Raw genomic sequence first — 15,553 nt, forward strand, 5'->3', positions numbered from 1 at the left:
TCCGACCGCCGGTCGCCCTGCCCAAAGCAGCCGCAGCACAGCCAACGCGAAAGAAAGGACGACCCATGAAGATCAAGACCACCCTGATTGCGCTTTCCCTGACCCTTGCACCGACCCTCGCCCTCGCCGGCGGCGGCTGCAATTCCGAAAAGACCAAGATTTCCGCCTCTTCCTGCATCGAAGGCACCGTCTACGATGCAGCCACCGGCACCTGCATCCCGCAGACCACTTCGTGATTGGCGCGGGCGGGTTGACCCTCTGGCGCTAAGCCCGGATTAACCCGCCCCCTCTACCCTTCCCAAAAGATCAACCGGGAAGGGATACCATGCAGGACGAAAGCCCTGTTTCTCACGCGCTCCTCGCCGCTCCCTCGGCCATCGGCACAGGCTCAAACGGGATCGGCTTCGCCCCGCGCCTTGTCCCGCGCCCGACGACGCCGCTGGAAAAGGTGGCAATCATCGTCCGCCTTCTCCTGTCCGAAGGCATCCCGCTTCCCCTCGCCGACCTTCCCGAACAGCATCAGACGCGCCTTGCCGAACAGATGGCGCGCATGGGCCTTGTCGACCGCGCCACCCTGACGGCCACGATCGAGGAATTCCTCGCCGCCCTCGATGCCACCGGTCTCACCTTCCCCGATGGCCTTGCCGGCGCGCTTGCCCTTGTCGATGGCCATATCTCCCCCGATGCCGCCAGCCGCCTGCGCCGCATGGCGGCAGGCCAGACCCGCGCCGACCCGTGGGATCGCATCGCCTCCCTCCCCCCCGAAGACTTGCTTCCCCTTCTGGCAGATGAGGCACCCGAAACCGCCGCCGTCGCCCTGTCGCGCCTGCCGGTCCCCCGCGCTGCCGACCTCCTTGCCAAAATGCCCGGCGACCGCGCGCGCCGCGTGGCGCTCGCCATGTCCCGCACCGCCGCCACCGCGCCCGAAACCCTGCGCCGCATCGGCCTGTCCCTCGTGGCCCAGCTCGATGCCCGCCCGCCCCGCGCCTTCCAGAACGGACCCGTGGCCCGTATGGGGGCGATCCTCAACGTCTCGCCCACCCTTACCCGCGAAGACGTGCTTGCAGGCCTCGACGAAGGGGATGCCACCTTCGCCGAACAGGTCCGCAAGGCGATCTTCACCTTCGCCCATATCCCGGCCCGCGTCGCCCCGCGCGACCTGCCCCGCATCCTGCGCGCCACAGACCCGGCCCAGATCACCACCGCCTTCGCCGCCGCCACCGCCGACCCTGCCCTTGCCCCGGTGGTCGAGGCGATCCTTGCCGCCCTCTCTCCCCGCATGGTGCAACAAATGCGCGACGACATGGCCGCCCGCGGCAAGGTCAACCCGAAAGATGCCGATGCCGCCTATACCGCCCTTGTCACTGCCATCCGCCAACTCGAAGCCGCAGGCGAACTCACCCTCAAACAGGAAGAAGACGAAGGCTGAACCCCAATTTCTGTCTGAAACATCCTCAGGGGGCGCATTGGCCCTCCACAGGCGGGACAAGAGGGGGCAGAACGCCCCCTGACGGCAAAGCCGGACGCGCGGAAAGCGAAAGGATCGGGGGCCAGCCCCCGGCGCGCCGCCAGATCACCGCTGCCACCCGCTTGCACAGTCCCCCGCCCACGCCTAGGGTCCGCGCACAGCTAGGAATGCCCGATGCAGACCCCGACCGAAGCCTCGACCCGCACCGGCATCCTCCTGATGCTGTGCTCACTCGTCCTCTTCACCGCGATGGACGCGCTCGCCAAGGGCCTCGTGCAGACCTATCCCACCGCACAGGTCGTCTGGGCGCGCTTTGCGGGCCAGCTGTTCCTTGTCATCCTGATCCTCAATATCCGACTCGGCCCCGCCCTGCGCACGCGCCACCCGAAACTTCACGCGCTGCGCTCCCTCACCCAGATGGGCGCGACGGGCTTCTTCTTTGCCTCGCTCAGCTATATTGGCCTCGCCGAGGCGACGGCGCTTGCCGATATCAACCCCGTCCTGATCACGCTGGGGGCTGCCCTTTTCCTTGGCGAAAAGCTTGGCCCCCGGCGCATCGCAGGCGTCCTTGCCGCGATGATCGGCGCGATGATCATCATCCGCCCCGGCGCGGATGTCTTCACCCCGGCCGCCCTCCTCCCCCTTGCCTGCGCCGTCTCCTACGCGGCTTCGGCCCTGCTCACCCGCAAGGTCGGCATGACGGAAAGCCCATGGACCGCCATGTTCTACGGTGCGCTTCTTGGCACCATCGTCACCTCGGCCCTGATGCCTGCCGTCTGGCAGCCCATCGCGCCCGGCGATCTGTGGCTCTTCGCCACTGTGGGATGCCTTGGCACCGCCGCCCAGATCTGCCTGATCCGCGCCTTTTCTCTGGCCGAAGCCGGGGCCATCGCGCCTTTCGGTTATGTAGGGATCATACTCGCCACAGGCTGGGGGATCGTGCTTTACGATGAATGGCCCGACGCCCTGACCCTGCTCGGCGCCGCGATCATCGTGATCGCGGGGCTCTACGTCTGGCACCGCGAAACGCAGGCCCGGCGAAAGGCCTAGCCGCTATTTCAACCGCGCCACAGCCATCACTGTCGATGGCCCCGGCTCCTGCACGATCACCACCACTGGCTCCGTTCCCGGGGCCTGCGCCGTCAATTCCAAAGGCGCCACCCCCGGCCAATCGGCCAGTTTCGTCCATTCCGTCACGATATTGTGGTAGGTCACCGTCTTGCCCGCATTCTCGCCCCGCGCGATCTCCACCACCGCCTCGGGGACATAGCGCACCAATTGCACCTCTGCCCCACCGCTCAGAGGCGGCTCTGCCACGGCCCGGATCACCACCTGATCCCCCCGCCGCTCCAGCGTCAGATGCACCGTGCGCGTCACCGCCAGATGCTTGCCGATCAACCGCACCACCGCGTCGGGCGTATTGCCTTCAACCCGGTCAATCCCGCCCACGATCATCTGCGGTGTATAGATCATCCGGCTCTTGATCGCGCGGGCATAGCTTTTCTGCCGCTCGGTAAAGGCGGCTTGGGCAAAGCTGTCCTCCCAGCCGATATAATCCCAGTAATCCACATGCAGCGCCAAGGGGATAACCTCTTCATGCGCCGCGAGTTCCGCCAGAAACTCATCCGCCGGGGGACAAGAGGCGCAGCCCTGACTGGTATAAAGCTCCACCAGCACCGGCTGGCGAACCTCGGGCGAACCTGTCCCTGCGGCCTCTTCGGCCAAGGCCGGCACCGCCAGCGCAAGGGTCGCGCCACACAGGGCGCTGACGAAATGTCGCATCGGTTCCTTCCCGGTCGTCTTCCTCTTCATCCCTGTTACAAAAAGCACGTCTCCCCCGCCAATCAAGGTTTTGCGAGTGTCCCGCCCCGCCTTTTCACCCTTTCGCGTGGCCTTCCTGCCGCAGCCTGCCCCGCCACGCCGCGAAAATCAGGGCTGGATTTTCGGCATACAATTGCATACAAAACCGCAGACCCCCTTGCATCGCAAGATTCCCTGATGCATCGGGACCGCATCGCCACCCGTTCCGGCCCCCCGGACGACAGCCATTTTGCAGGAGGCATCCATGACCGTCACCGTCGGACATGACAGCGCAAAGACCCGTCAGACCCTTTCCGCAGGCGGCGCATCCGTCGCCTATTACTCGATCCCCGCCGCGCAGGCCGCGGGTTTGGGCGATTTTTCCAAGCTGCCCGCCGCGCTCAAGGTGGTGCTGGAAAACATGCTCCGCTTCGAAGATGGCAAGACCGTCACCCTTGATGACATCCGCGCCTTTGGCGACTGGGCCAAACTGGGCGGCAAGAACCCGCGCGAAATCGCCTATCGCCCTGCCCGCGTCCTGATGCAGGATTTCACCGGCGTCCCCGCCGTCGTGGACCTTGCCGCGATGCGCGACGGCATCCTCGGGCTGAAAGGCTCGGCGGCCAAGATCAACCCGCTCGTCCCCGTCGACCTCGTCATCGACCATTCGGTGATGATCGACGAATTTGGCACCCCCCGCGCCTTCCAGGCGAATGTGGACCGCGAATATGAACGCAACATGGAACGCTACGTGTTCCTGAAATGGGGCCAGAAGGCCTTTAACAACTTCCGCGTCGTGCCGCCCGGCACGGGCATCTGCCATCAGGTGAACCTCGAATACCTTGCCCAGACCGTCTGGACAGACACAGACCAGACCGGGGCCGAAGTCGCCTATCCCGACACGCTCGTCGGCACCGACAGCCACACCACCATGGTCAACGGCCTTGCCGTCCTCGGCTGGGGCGTCGGCGGGATCGAGGCCGAGGCCGCGATGCTTGGCCAGCCCGTTTCCATGCTGATCCCCGAAGTCGTGGGCTTCAAGCTGACGGGCACCATGCGCGAAGGCACCACCGCCACCGACCTCGTGCTGAAAGTGGTGCAGATGCTGCGCAAGCACGGCGTGGTGAACAAATTCGTGGAATTCTACGGCGAAGGGCTGGATCACCTGCCGCTGGCCGACCGTGCCACCATCGCCAACATGGCCCCCGAATATGGCGCGACCTGCGGCTTCTTCCCGATCGATGATGAAACCCTTCGCTACCTCCGCCAAACGGGGCGCGACGAAGGCCGCATCGCACTGGTCGAAGCCTATGCCAAGGCCAATGGCATGTGGCGCGGGCCGGATTACGATCCGATCTACACCTCGACCCTCCACCTCGACATGTCGGAAATCGTCCCCGCCATTTCGGGTCCCAAGCGCCCGCAGGATTATCTGCCGCTGACCGACGCGAAAGCCTCTTTCGCCAAAGAAATGGAGGCCTCGTTCAAGCGCCCGATGGGCGTCGAGGTCGCCGTGAAGGGCGAGGATTACAAGCTTTCCTCCGGCAAGGTGGTGATCGCCTCGATCACCTCCTGCACCAACACCTCCAACCCCTATGTGCTGATCGGCGCAGGTCTGGTGGCCCGCAAGGCCCGCGCCTTGGGCCTCAACCGCAAGCCTTGGGTGAAAACCTCGCTCGCGCCGGGATCGCAGGTCGTGTCCGAATACCTCAACGCTGCTGGCCTGCAAGAGGACCTCGACGCCGTCGGCTTCAACCTCGTGGGCTATGGCTGCACCACCTGCATCGGCAATTCCGGCCCGCTGCAACCCGAGATTTCGGCCGCCATCGCGGAAGGTGACCTCGTCGCCACCGCCGTCCTGTCGGGCAACCGCAACTTCGAAGGCCGCATCTCGCCCGATGTGCGCGCCAACTACCTCGCCTCGCCGCCGCTCGTCGTGGCCTATGCGCTGGCGGGCGACATGAACATCGACCTGACCACCGAACCCCTCGGCACCGGGTCGAACGGCCAGCCCGTCTATCTCAAGGACATCTGGCCCACCAACAAGGAAATCGCCGATCTCGTCCACGCCACCGTGACGCGTGAGGCCTTCTTGAAGAAATACGCCGATGTCTTCAAAGGCGACACCAAGTGGCAAGGCGTTCAGGTGACCGAGGCCGAAACCTACGATTGGCCCGCCACGTCCACCTATATCCAGAACCCGCCCTATTTCCGCGGCATGGCGGCCACCCCCGGCACGATCAAGAACATCTCCGGCGCGCGCATCCTCGCGCTTCTGGGTGACATGATCACCACCGACCACATCTCGCCCGCAGGCAGCTTCAAGGCCACGACCCCGGCCGGGAAATACCTGAACGAACGTCAGGTCCCGGTGTCCGAGTTCAACTCCTACGGTGCCCGCCGCGGCAACCACGAGGTGATGATGCGCGGCACCTTCGCCAATATCCGCATCAAGAACGAGATGCTGGATGGCGTCGAAGGCGGCTACACCAAAGGCCCGGATGGCGCGCAGACCTCCATCTTCGACGCCGCCATGGCCTATGTGGAACAGGGCACGCCCACGGTGATCTTCGGCGGCATCGAATATGGTGCAGGCTCCTCGCGCGACTGGGCGGCCAAAGGCACGGCGCTTCTGGGCGTCAAGGCCGTGATCGCGGAAAGCTTTGAACGCATCCACCGCTCCAACCTCGTCGGCATGGGCGTCATCCCCTTCGAATTCACGAATGGCGACACGCGCAAATCGCTGGGTCTGAAAGGCGATGAACTGGTCAGCATCGAAGGTCTGGACGGCGATCTGAAGCCGCTCTCGACCGTGCCTTGCCACATCACCTATGCCGATGGCAGCGTGAAGACGATCCAGATCAAATGCCGGATCGATACCGAGATCGAGATCGAATATGTCGAACATGGCGGCGTGCTGCACTACGTGCTTCGCAACCTTGCAGCGGCCTGATCTCCCTTAAGTCCGACGATCTGCAACACCCCGCGCCTTGCCGCGGGGTGTTCTCATTTGTGCCCAACTCCTGCCCGAATTCGCGTTCATGAACACCGCATGCAAAAGGCGGCAGCCCCCGAAACGGGGCCTTCCGCGCTGTGAGTGGTGTTGGAAACCCATTGTTTCCACATCGTCGGGCTGATTCCGGTACCGATTCTGGTATGGTGATCTCGTCGAGTACGAGTGTTCCTTCCCTTCTCTTCAGGTCCAACCAGATGTCAGCAACCGATCACGCTCCTCCTCCTGAACGGTCGCTGTTTCGATCCGGGGCAACCCTGCCTTGGGGTGAACTCTTCGTTGCCTTCACTCTTCTTGTGTTCATCTTGTCTTCGTTCTGACGGCAACCTGTCGTTTACCTTGGGGCATTGCCCGTTCCGGCCTCTCTGGGCCGGAAATCAAAAAGGGGGGGCCATGCCCCCCCTATTTTTTTCCCCGAAAGACCGTCGCCGGCGTCAGCTTCCCGTCGCCTCGGCCAGCGCCGCCTTCAGCGCGGGAATGAACCGAGCCTCGTAATCCGTGCCCACAAGCGGACCGATGAACCGAAAAGCCACGGTGCCATCCCCCCGCACGATGAATGTCTCGGGCGGCGCGGTCACACCCCATTCCACCCGATCCCGCCCGTTCGGATCGAAGCCCAATGCAAAGAAGGGATTGCCCTCCTCTTCCAGATAGGCGGTCGCATCCTCGGCCTTGTCGCGCATATTGATGCCCGCCACCCGGATGCCATCGGCCGCCATCTCCAGCAGAACCGGATGTTCCGCCCGGCAAGGTGGGCACCAGCTCGCCCAGAAATTCACCACCGTCACCTGCCCCGTCCGCAGATCGGCATCCGTCAGCAAGGCATAGCCCGGCAAGGGTGCCCCCGGCACCGCCGGGGCCTGCCGATCAATAAAGACCGATTGCAGCTCGTCAGGGTTTTCCCTCTGCATTCCGGTGTAAAACAGCCCCGCCAAGCCCAGAAACAGCACCGGCGGCAGCGCCATCAGCCATTTAGCCATCCGCCCGCCCCCCATCCGTTCGGGTTTCGGCCCGCGCCTCAACCTCTGCCAGTCGCCGCTTCACCCGCCGCCCCTGCCACAGCGTCAACAGGACGATCAGACCAAGCAGCGCAAGAGACGCCCCATAGGATGACAGAACCGCAAAGGCATATTTCCCCAGATCCGGCATCATGCCAGCCGCTCCCGCGCCAAGAGCGCCTGCAACCGCCGTGCCCTGATCTCGGTCCGCGTCCGCATCAGAACCAGCGCCAAGAACAACAGCACGAACCCCGCAATACAGACCAGCAGCGGAAACCAGAACACATCCGCCACATTCTCCTCCTTATCAAGAGACAGCGACGCCCCCTGATGCAGCCCCTGATTCCAGAACAGCACCGCATAGCGCGACAAAAGGGCAAAGACCGACCCCACCAGACACAGCACCGCCGTCAGGTCCGCCGCGGTATCGGGATTCTCAATCGCTTCCCAAAGCGCGATATAGCCCATGTAGAACAAGGTCAGGATCAGAAAGGATGTCAGCCGCGGGTCCCAGGCCCACCACGTGCCCCACATCGGCTGCCCCCAGAAGGCTCCGGTCACCAGCGCGATCACCGTGAATGTCAGCCCCACAGGCGCCGCCGCCTTGGCAGCCAGCGCGCTCACATGATGCCGCCGCACCAGCCAGATCAGGCTGGTGATCAGCATCATCACCCAAGCATTGATCGCCATCATCGCAGCGGGCACATGCAGATAGATGATCTTCACCGTAGACCCTTGCCGGAAATCATCCGGCGTGAAGAAGAACCCCCAGATCAGCCCGGCCACCAGCGCGACCACCGCCAAACCCATCACCCAAGGCAGGGCCCAGGCCGATGTCTGCATGAACTTCTTCGGATTGGCATATTCCCAGATCGACATGCGCCTTCCCTAAACCCTCGCCCCCAAAGCCTCAATTCACTATCACGCGCGCGGCTATCGCAGATTGACGCGGATTGCCGCAGCCGCCGCAAAGGGCAACAGCGCCGCCGCCCCCAGCGTGATCCCCGCCAGCAGAAGCAGGGGCACCCCCACCTCCAGCCCCGCCGCGCCCCGCTTCACCACCTCAGCCCCGAAAATCAGCGTCGGCACATAAAGCGGCAGCACCAGCAAGGAAAGCAAAAGCCCCCCCCGCTTCACCCCCACCACCAGCGCCGCGCCGAACGCCCCGATCACCGAAAGCGCGGGCGTCCCCAAAGCCAACGACAGCACCAGCCAGCCATAACCCTCCACCGGCAGATTAAGCAGCACGCCCAGCACAGGTGCCACCGCCGTCAAGGGCAAGCCTGTCACCACCCAATGCGCCAAGGCCTTCACCGCCACCACCGCCTCCAGCGGCATGGGGCTGGTCGCCAACAGGTCCAAGGACCCGTCTTCGAAATCCAGCGCAAAGATGCGGTCCAAGGACAGAAGGCAGGAAAGCAACGCCCCCACCCATAGGATACCCGGTGCGATCCGCCCCAGCACGCCCCCCTCCGGCCCCACACCCAAAGGCACCAGCACGGCCAGCAAAAGGAAAAAGGCCAAACCCAGCCCGAACCCGCCGCCCGCCCGCATCGCCAGTCGCAAATCCCGCGTCAGAAGCGACCACATGTTCGCCCCCCGGCTTCATCTTGGCCCAAATACTCAACCGCGACGCCGCCGCACGCGCCAAGGCCGCAGGAAAGAGCGCACGCCCCCTTCATCCAAAGGCCTCGTCAAAGGCCCCAACGCGCCCGCCCGCCATGGGCGACCGCGCGCGGAAGGGTGTAAGGTCCAGAACCCCCGCCTCCGCCAGCCCCAGATCGATATGCGTGGCCATCAACGCCGCGCCCCCGCCCGCCAGATGCGCCCGCACCACGGCCCCAAACAGCGCCACCGACCCCGCATCCAGCGACACCGTGGGTTCATCCAGCAGCCAGATCGCCCGCCCCGTCACCAAGAGCCGCGCCAGACCCAGCCGCCGCTTCTGCCCCGCCGACAGGTTCGCCGCCATCCGGCCCCGCAAGGCCCGCAGGTCCATCGCCTCCAGCGCCGCCTCGACCGCATCTGTGCCCGTGCCATGAATGGCGGCCCAGAAACGCAGATTCTCCTCCACGCTCAGCACGGCCTTCAACCCATCGGCATGGGCGGCATAGGCAAGGCTCTCCGCAGGCAGCGAAACGCGCCCGCCCAAGGCGGGCTGAAGCCCTGCCAGCGTGCGCAGAAGCGTCGTCTTGCCCACGCCATTCGGCCCCCGCAGGATCAGGGCCTGCCCTGCCGCCAGCCGAAAGGACAGACCCTCCAGCACCGGCACGCCCCCGCGTGCCACGGCCAGATCCTCGACGATCATCTCCATCCCATGCCCCCGCCGGGCATCGGGGAGAAAAAATCTTCCCTAGAAGATTTTACCCGAAAAGTTTTCGGAGAAAACTTTTCGTCCCCCCGCCTCACACCGCGCCCTCCGGCGGCATCACGGGCAAAAGCGCCGCTGCAATGCGGCGCCCTTCGCCCAAAAGCACGTTATAGGTCCGGCATGCGGCGGGCGACGACATCACCTCGACCCCGATCCCCGCCGCCTCCATCGCGTCACGAAAGGCGCGCGGCGGATGGCCGATCTCGGCCCCCATCCCCAACAGCAGCACATCGATCCGCCCCGCCATCGCCAAAGGCGTGGACGTATCGCTCAGCCCACCCCAAGGCCCCGCATCCCAAGGCGTGATCAGGCAGGCCCCGCGCAACACATGCCCGCCCAGCCGGAAAAAGCCGGGTCCATAGCCCTCGACGGGCTGCGCGCTGCCATAGCTGATTTCGGTCAGGCGCATGCGCCCTCCTCCGGTCTTCGCATCAGACGGCCGTTTCACCCAACCGCATCAGGCGTCCACATGGGCAAAATCGTCCGGGGTTCCCTTGTTCTTCGGTTTCTCGCTGCGATCAAGCCCGATGATCAGAACGATGTTCTTGGCCACATAGACCGATGAATAGGTGCCAAGAATCACGCCCATAAAGATGGCGAAACAGAACCCCCGGATCACATCCCCGCCAAAGACCATCATGATCCCCACCGCAATCAGCGTGGTGACCGATGTCATCAGCGTCCGGCTCAGCGTCTCGTTCACCGACAGGTTCATCACATCGCGCAGCGGCATGGTCTTGTATTTCTGCAAATTCTCGCGCAGCCGGTCAAAGACCACCACCGTGTCATTGATCGAATAGCCAAGGATGGTCAGCAGGCCCGCGATGATCGTCAGATCGAACTTGATCTGGAACAGCGCAAAGATGCCGATGGTGATGAACACGTCATGCAGCAAGGCCAGCACGCCGCCCAAGGCGAACTGCCATTCGAACCGCATCCAGATATAGCCCAGCACCGCAATCGAGGTCAGCGTGACCGCGATGATCGATCCCCAGACCAACTCGCCCGAAACCTTTGGCCCCACACTTTCCACACTGGGAAAGGTCATCGCCGGGTCGATGGTCCGCAGCGCCTCTTCCACCGCCATGATCGTCTCAGGCGTCACCGCCTCGGTCGCGTCCAGCGCCGCGATGCGCACCATGGCCACGTTCTGATCCGGCCCAAAGGTCGGGTCGAACACTTCCGTGATCGCCACATCCCCCAAAGGCAGGCCCGACAGCGCCGCGCGATAGGCCCCCACATCCACAGGCTGCGCGCTTTCCGTCCGGATCGTGGTGCCACCCTTGAAATCGATACCGAAATTCAACCCCATCACCGCCCAAGCGATGAAGGCGAAAACCATCAGGGCCATCGACCCGCCAAAGGTGATCCATTGCAGGCGAAAGAAATCGAAATTGGTCTTTTCCGGTGCAAGCCGCAGTCGCCAGGCCATGTCGCCCTCCTTACACGATCACGGTCGTGGGCTTTCGCAGCCCATACCAGGTTTCCACCATCGCCCGCGTCACATAAAGCGCCGTGAAGACCGATGTCACGATCCCGATGGCCAGCGTCACCGCAAAGCCCCGGACAGGCCCAGCCCCCATCGTGAACAGCACGGCAGAAGTGATCAGCGTCGTCAGGTTCGCGTCGATGATGGCCGAAAGCGCCCGCTCATAGCCGATCTCAATCGCCCGCGCCGCCGATTTGGCATTGCGCAATTCCTCGCGGATACGCTCAAACACAAGGACATTGGCATCCACCGCCATCCCGATGATCAACACGATCCCCGCAATCCCCGGAAGCGTCAGCGTGCCGCCAATGGCCGACAGAATGCCGAAGATCATCGTCATATTCAGGCCCAGCGACAGCACGGCAAAGACCCCGAACGTCCCATAAGACGCGATCATGAACACACTGACCGCCACCATGGCGATGACCGCCGCCACGCGCCCGGCATCGATGGAATCCTGACCCAGTTCCGGCCCGACCGTCCGCTCTTCCAGAAAGATCATGCTGGCAGGCAAAGCACCCGCCGACAGCAGAACTGCCAGACGGTTCGCCTCTTCCACCGTGAAATTCCCGGTGATGATCCCCGACCCGCCCGGAATATGGCTCTGGATCACCGGCGCGCTGATCACCTTGCCATCCAATACGATGGCGAAAGGTGCCCCGATATTCTGCGCCGTGTAATCGCCAAAGGCCCGCGCGCCCCGCGCATCAAACTGAAAGGCCACGGCAGGGCGCCCGTTCTGGTCGAAATCGCCCTTGGCATTGGTCAGATCCTCGCCCGACACGACCGGCACTTCCTCGATCGTGTACCAGACATTTTCCTCGTCCAGCGACGGCAGGCTCACATTGCCCGGCCCCGGCGCCTGATCCTCGCTCGTGCCGCGCCGCACCACCGGGTTGAAGGTCAGCTTCGCCGTCGTCCCGATCAGCGCCTTCAACTCCGACGCCGATCCGATCCCCGGCACCTGAATCAGGATACGGTCCGCCCCCTGCCGCTGGATCGTCGGCTCCCGCGTGCCCGCTTGATCAACCCGCGTGCGGATGATCTCCAAGGATTGCTGGATCGTCCGCAAATCCACCGCCTCACGCTCCGGCTCGGACAATTGCACGATCAGCACATCGCCCTCGGCCGTCACGTCGATATCGGTCTGCCCCACACCCGTCAGGCTGACGATATTGGACGACAGCGCCCGCACCGCATCCACCGCCGCCGCCATGCCTGCCGGGTTCTCGATCTGCACCCGCAGCTCATAGGGCAGCTGCGTCTGCTGCCGCCGCACGCTGCCCACCTGATCACGCACCTCACGCAGCGCATCGCGCACTTCCGGCCACCAGCCATCCATCCGCGCCTTGTAGACATCCGCGACCTGCACCTCGGCCAGCAGATGCGCGCCCCCCCGCAGGTCAAGCCCAAGGTTCACCAGACCCGACGGCATCCAGGACGGCCAGGCATCCAGCGCCGCCTGCTGCTCGGTCGTGGCAAAGCCCGCCGCCTCCACCGCAAGCGCCGCGTCATTGCGCGCCTCCACCTGCCCGTAAAACAGGTTCGGCACCGACAGGATCACCCCCAGCGCAACCAGCGCCCAGATCACAAGCCGCTTCCACAAAGGCGCTTTTACCAAGGGGACATATTGCATGACGCAGGTCCGATCCGGCTCAGGCCGCAGCCGGTTCGGTCTTGCTCATCACCTGCACGATGGTGTGGCGCATGATCTTGACCTTCACGCCCTCGGCGATCTCCACCTCCAGAAGGCCATCCTCCTGCACCTTGGTCACTTTGCCAACGATCCCGCCCTGCGTCAGGATCTGGTCCCCGCGCCGCAGCGCCTCCACCATCGCCTTATGTTCTTTCATCTTCTTCTGCTGCGGACGGATCAGCAGGAAATACATGATCGCGAAGATCAGGATCAGAGGGATGAAAGAGGCAAAGGCAGAACCGGCACCGGCACCGGCGGCCTGGGCATAGGCGGGGGTTGCGAACATCGTGGCGTCCTCACTGTCTGATGTGGCCAAGGCAGAGCCCCGGCGAATTTGCGGGCACCCTATAATCGGGGCCATGGGAAGGCAAGAAGCCGCCCGGTCACCCGCGCCGCACCCCGCCATCCCGGCCCATATATGAACCCGCCCCCGATTTACCAGCCTCTCCGCACGCGCATCTCTCCGCCCATAGGGTGGGGGTGCACCCTATCGCCCCCACCTGTGCAACCACGCACCATTAACCAATTCGCGCGGCACATACCTCTCCAAATTTGTATGTACACTTTGCTGCACAAAACCCGGCACAAAACAGGGCACAGTCTTTGCAGCCAGATCAACAGCTTAGCGCCCCCTTTCCCTTCTTCGTCAAAACGGGCATATCTGCCGCCGTTCATTCCGCAGAAGGACAGGCCCATGCACGATATCCGCGCCATCCGCGAAAACCCCGCAGCCTTTGACGAAGGCCTGCGCCGCCGTGGCCTGTCCCCTGCCTCGCCCGAAATCCTTGCGCTGGATGCCGATCGTCGCGCCAAGATCGCCGCCGCCGAAACCGCCACCGCCGACCAGAACCGCGCCTCCAAGGACGTGGGGGCCGCCAAGGCCCGTGGCGACGATGCCGAGTTTGAACGCCTCCGCGCCTTAGTCTCTGAAAAGAAAGCGGAAATCGCCCGCCTTACGGCCGAGGCGGATGCCCAGGATGCCGCCCTGCGCGACATGCTGATGCGCATCCCCAACCTGCCCCATGCCGATGTGCCAGAGGGCCGGGATGAAGAAGAGAATGTCGAACTTCGCCGTTGGGGCACGCCCCGAACTTTTGACTTCAAGCCCTTGGAACATTTCGACATTCCGGCCGTGAAGCCGGGGATGGATTTCGAGACGGCGGCCAAACTCTCTGGCTCCCGCTTTGTGGTGCTGAAAGGGGCCGTGATCCGCGTCCACCGCGCCTTGGCGCAGTTGATGCTCGACACCCACATCACCGACCACGGGCTGACCGAAACCTGGACCCCGGTCCTGGTGAAGGAAGACGCCATGTATGGCACCAACCAACTGCCCAAATTCGCCGAAGACAGCTATCAGACGACCAATGGCTGGTGGCTTGTGCCCACCTCCGAAGTCACCCTGACGAATACGGTTGCGGGCGATATTCTGGAAGAAAATCAACTGCCTATCCGCATGACCGCACATACTCAATGCTTCCGGTCCGAAGCAGGCAGCGCGGGCAAGGACACCACGGGGATGCTCCGTCAGCACCAGTTCGAAAAGGTGGAAATGGTGTCGATCACCACCCCCGACACGAGCATGGCTGAACATGACAGAATGACCCGCTGCGCCGAAGCCATCCTCGAAAAACTGGAACTCCCCTACCGGACCATCGTCCTCTGCACGGGCGACATGGGCTTTGGCGCGCAAAAGACCCATGATCTCGAAGTCTGGCTTCCCGGTCAGAACCGCTATCGCGAGATCAGCTCCGTTTCCGTCTGCGGGGACTTTCAGGCCCGCCGAATGAATGCCCGTTTCCGGCCCGCGGGCGGCGGAAAACCCGAATTTGTTCATACGCTTAACGGGTCCGGCCTTGCCGTCGGCCGCACCCTGATCGCGGTCTTGGAAAACGGCCAGCAGGCCGATGGCTCGGTCACCCTGCCTGTTGCCCTCCACCCCTATCTCGGTGGCAAGACCCACATCACAGCGGACGGCCAGCTCGCATGAAGACGCGCGCCGCCCTCCTCCTTCTTGTCACCCTTGCCTTCGGCGCGGCGCCTTTCCTGACGCCGCCCTTCCGGGGTTATGACCCGGCCCTCTTCCCGGTGCAGATTGCCCGCCCCTCGATCCAGCCCGCAGGCTATGCCTTCGGAATATGGAGTGTGATCTACCTCTGGCTTTTCGCGCATGCCGTCACAAGCCTTTGGAAACGCGCGGAAAATCCGGCATGGGACCGCACGCGCCTGCCCTTGATCATTGCCGTCGCCCTGGGGTCTGCTTGGCTTTCCATCGCGCCCGTGGCGCCCATCGCGGCCACGGTGACGATCCTCGTCATGGCCGCCGCCGCCATCGCCGCCTTCCTTCTGTCCGATCCACAGACCGACCGTTGGCTTCTCTCCGCCCCGACCGCCATCCTTGCCGGATGGCTCTCTGCCGCCGCCGCAGTTTCCACCGGGGTCGTCCTCGCGGGCTATGGCTGGCTCTCCGACAGCGCCTCAGCGCTTGCTATGATTGCTGTTACCCTTGCCTTAAGCCTTTGGGTCCAAAGGCAAAAGCCCGCGATGCCAATCTATGGGCTGACGGTGATCTGGGCGCTTGCGGGCATCGTTACGGTGAATGCCGGCCTCAACCCCACGGTGGGGATCGCCGCAGGCCTTGGCATCGCCGCCCTTGCACTGACTCTGGTGCAACAGTTGAAGGCCAACCGCTAAGCCATTTCACCTTGGCCCCAATACTCA

General features: G+C 63.9%; 16 protein-coding genes. 6 read left to right on the forward strand and 10 right to left on the reverse strand.

The features are described from left to right. Positions 1–65: 65 nt before the first annotated feature. The 3 genes from QF092_RS04675 to QF092_RS04685 all read left to right on the forward strand — a co-directional run bounded on the left by QF092_RS04675 (position 66) and on the right by QF092_RS04685 (position 2,518). Positions 66–236, forward strand: a complete 171-nt coding sequence (locus tag QF092_RS04675; RefSeq protein ID WP_281468083.1) for an adenylosuccinate lyase — start codon at positions 66–68, stop codon at positions 234–236. 89 nt (positions 237–325) lie between these two features. Next, on the forward strand, positions 326–1,429 hold the full coding sequence (locus tag QF092_RS04680; protein ID WP_281468085.1) for a FliG C-terminal domain-containing protein: 1,104 nt from the start codon (positions 326–328) through the stop codon (positions 1,427–1,429). Positions 1,430–1,642: 213 nt separating this feature from the next. Beyond that, on the forward strand, positions 1,643–2,518 hold the full coding sequence (locus tag QF092_RS04685; RefSeq protein ID WP_281468087.1) for a DMT family transporter: 876 nt from the start codon (positions 1,643–1,645) through the stop codon (positions 2,516–2,518). 3 nt (positions 2,519–2,521) lie between these two features. Here the strand turns inward: QF092_RS04685 and QF092_RS04690 are convergent, their stop codons facing one another. Beyond that, complete coding sequence (locus QF092_RS04690) at positions 2,522–3,250, reverse strand: DUF1223 domain-containing protein (protein WP_281468089.1); 729 nt, start codon at positions 3,248–3,250, stop codon at positions 2,522–2,524. 283 nt (positions 3,251–3,533) lie between these two features. Between QF092_RS04690 and acnA the strand changes: the two genes are divergently transcribed. Further along, a complete protein-coding gene (gene acnA / locus QF092_RS04695; RefSeq protein ID WP_281468091.1) occupies positions 3,534–6,221 on the forward strand; it encodes an aconitate hydratase AcnA in 2,688 nt (895 codons plus the stop codon). A 494-nt stretch (positions 6,222–6,715) separates the two neighbouring features. Here the strand turns inward: acnA and QF092_RS04700 are convergent, their stop codons facing one another. From QF092_RS04700 to yajC, 9 genes are all read right to left on the reverse strand, one after another. Continuing rightward, positions 6,716–7,261, reverse strand: a complete 546-nt coding sequence (locus QF092_RS04700) for a DsbE family thiol:disulfide interchange protein (RefSeq protein ID WP_281468093.1) — start codon at positions 7,259–7,261, stop codon at positions 6,716–6,718. Then, positions 7,254–7,433 carry a heme exporter protein CcmD gene (gene ccmD / locus QF092_RS04705; protein WP_281468095.1) on the reverse strand — a complete coding sequence of 60 codons (180 nt, stop codon included), beginning with the start codon at positions 7,431–7,433 and terminating at the stop codon, positions 7,254–7,256. The genes QF092_RS04700 and ccmD overlap by 8 nt, the downstream gene beginning before the upstream one ends. Beyond that, positions 7,430–8,158 (reverse strand): heme ABC transporter permease, encoded by a 729-nt coding sequence (locus tag QF092_RS04710; protein ID WP_281468097.1) that lies wholly within the window; start codon positions 8,156–8,158, stop codon positions 7,430–7,432. The genes ccmD and QF092_RS04710 overlap by 4 nt, the downstream gene beginning before the upstream one ends. A 54-nt stretch (positions 8,159–8,212) precedes the next feature. Next, positions 8,213–8,869 (reverse strand): heme exporter protein CcmB, encoded by a 657-nt coding sequence (ccmB, locus tag QF092_RS04715; RefSeq protein WP_281468099.1) that lies wholly within the window; start codon positions 8,867–8,869, stop codon positions 8,213–8,215. An 88-nt stretch (positions 8,870–8,957) separates the two neighbouring features. Further along, complete coding sequence (ccmA, locus tag QF092_RS04720) at positions 8,958–9,593, reverse strand: heme ABC exporter ATP-binding protein CcmA (RefSeq protein WP_281468100.1); 636 nt, start codon at positions 9,591–9,593, stop codon at positions 8,958–8,960. 91 nt (positions 9,594–9,684) lie between these two features. Beyond that, complete coding sequence (locus tag QF092_RS04725; RefSeq protein ID WP_281468102.1) at positions 9,685–10,059, reverse strand: Mth938-like domain-containing protein; 375 nt, start codon at positions 10,057–10,059, stop codon at positions 9,685–9,687. 48 nt (positions 10,060–10,107) lie between these two features. Then, a complete protein-coding gene (gene secF, locus QF092_RS04730; protein ID WP_281468104.1) occupies positions 10,108–11,082 on the reverse strand; it encodes a protein translocase subunit SecF in 975 nt (324 codons plus the stop codon). Positions 11,083–11,092: 10 nt separating this feature from the next. Then, positions 11,093–12,760: a protein translocase subunit SecD gene (gene secD / locus QF092_RS04735; RefSeq protein ID WP_281469771.1), complete on the reverse strand. Its 1,668-nt coding sequence runs from the start codon at positions 12,758–12,760 to the stop codon at positions 11,093–11,095. A 34-nt stretch (positions 12,761–12,794) separates the two neighbouring features. Beyond that, a complete protein-coding gene (gene yajC / locus QF092_RS04740; RefSeq protein ID WP_281468106.1) occupies positions 12,795–13,121 on the reverse strand; it encodes a preprotein translocase subunit YajC in 327 nt (108 codons plus the stop codon). Between the two features lie 408 nt (positions 13,122–13,529). Between yajC and serS the strand changes: the two genes are divergently transcribed. Next, the gene (serS, locus tag QF092_RS04745; protein WP_281468107.1) at positions 13,530–14,822 is read left to right on the forward strand and encodes a serine--tRNA ligase; all 1,293 of its coding nucleotides are present in this window, start codon (positions 13,530–13,532) and stop codon (positions 14,820–14,822) included. After that, positions 14,819–15,526 (forward strand): hypothetical protein, encoded by a 708-nt coding sequence (locus QF092_RS04750; protein WP_281468109.1) that lies wholly within the window; start codon positions 14,819–14,821, stop codon positions 15,524–15,526. Before serS ends, QF092_RS04750 begins: the two co-directional genes overlap by 4 nt. The last annotated feature ends 27 nt before the right edge of the window (positions 15,527–15,553 follow it).

It is taken from the genome of Fuscovulum ytuae, from assembly GCF_029953595.1.
Lineage (GTDB): Bacteria > Pseudomonadota > Alphaproteobacteria > Rhodobacterales > Rhodobacteraceae > Paragemmobacter > Paragemmobacter ytuae.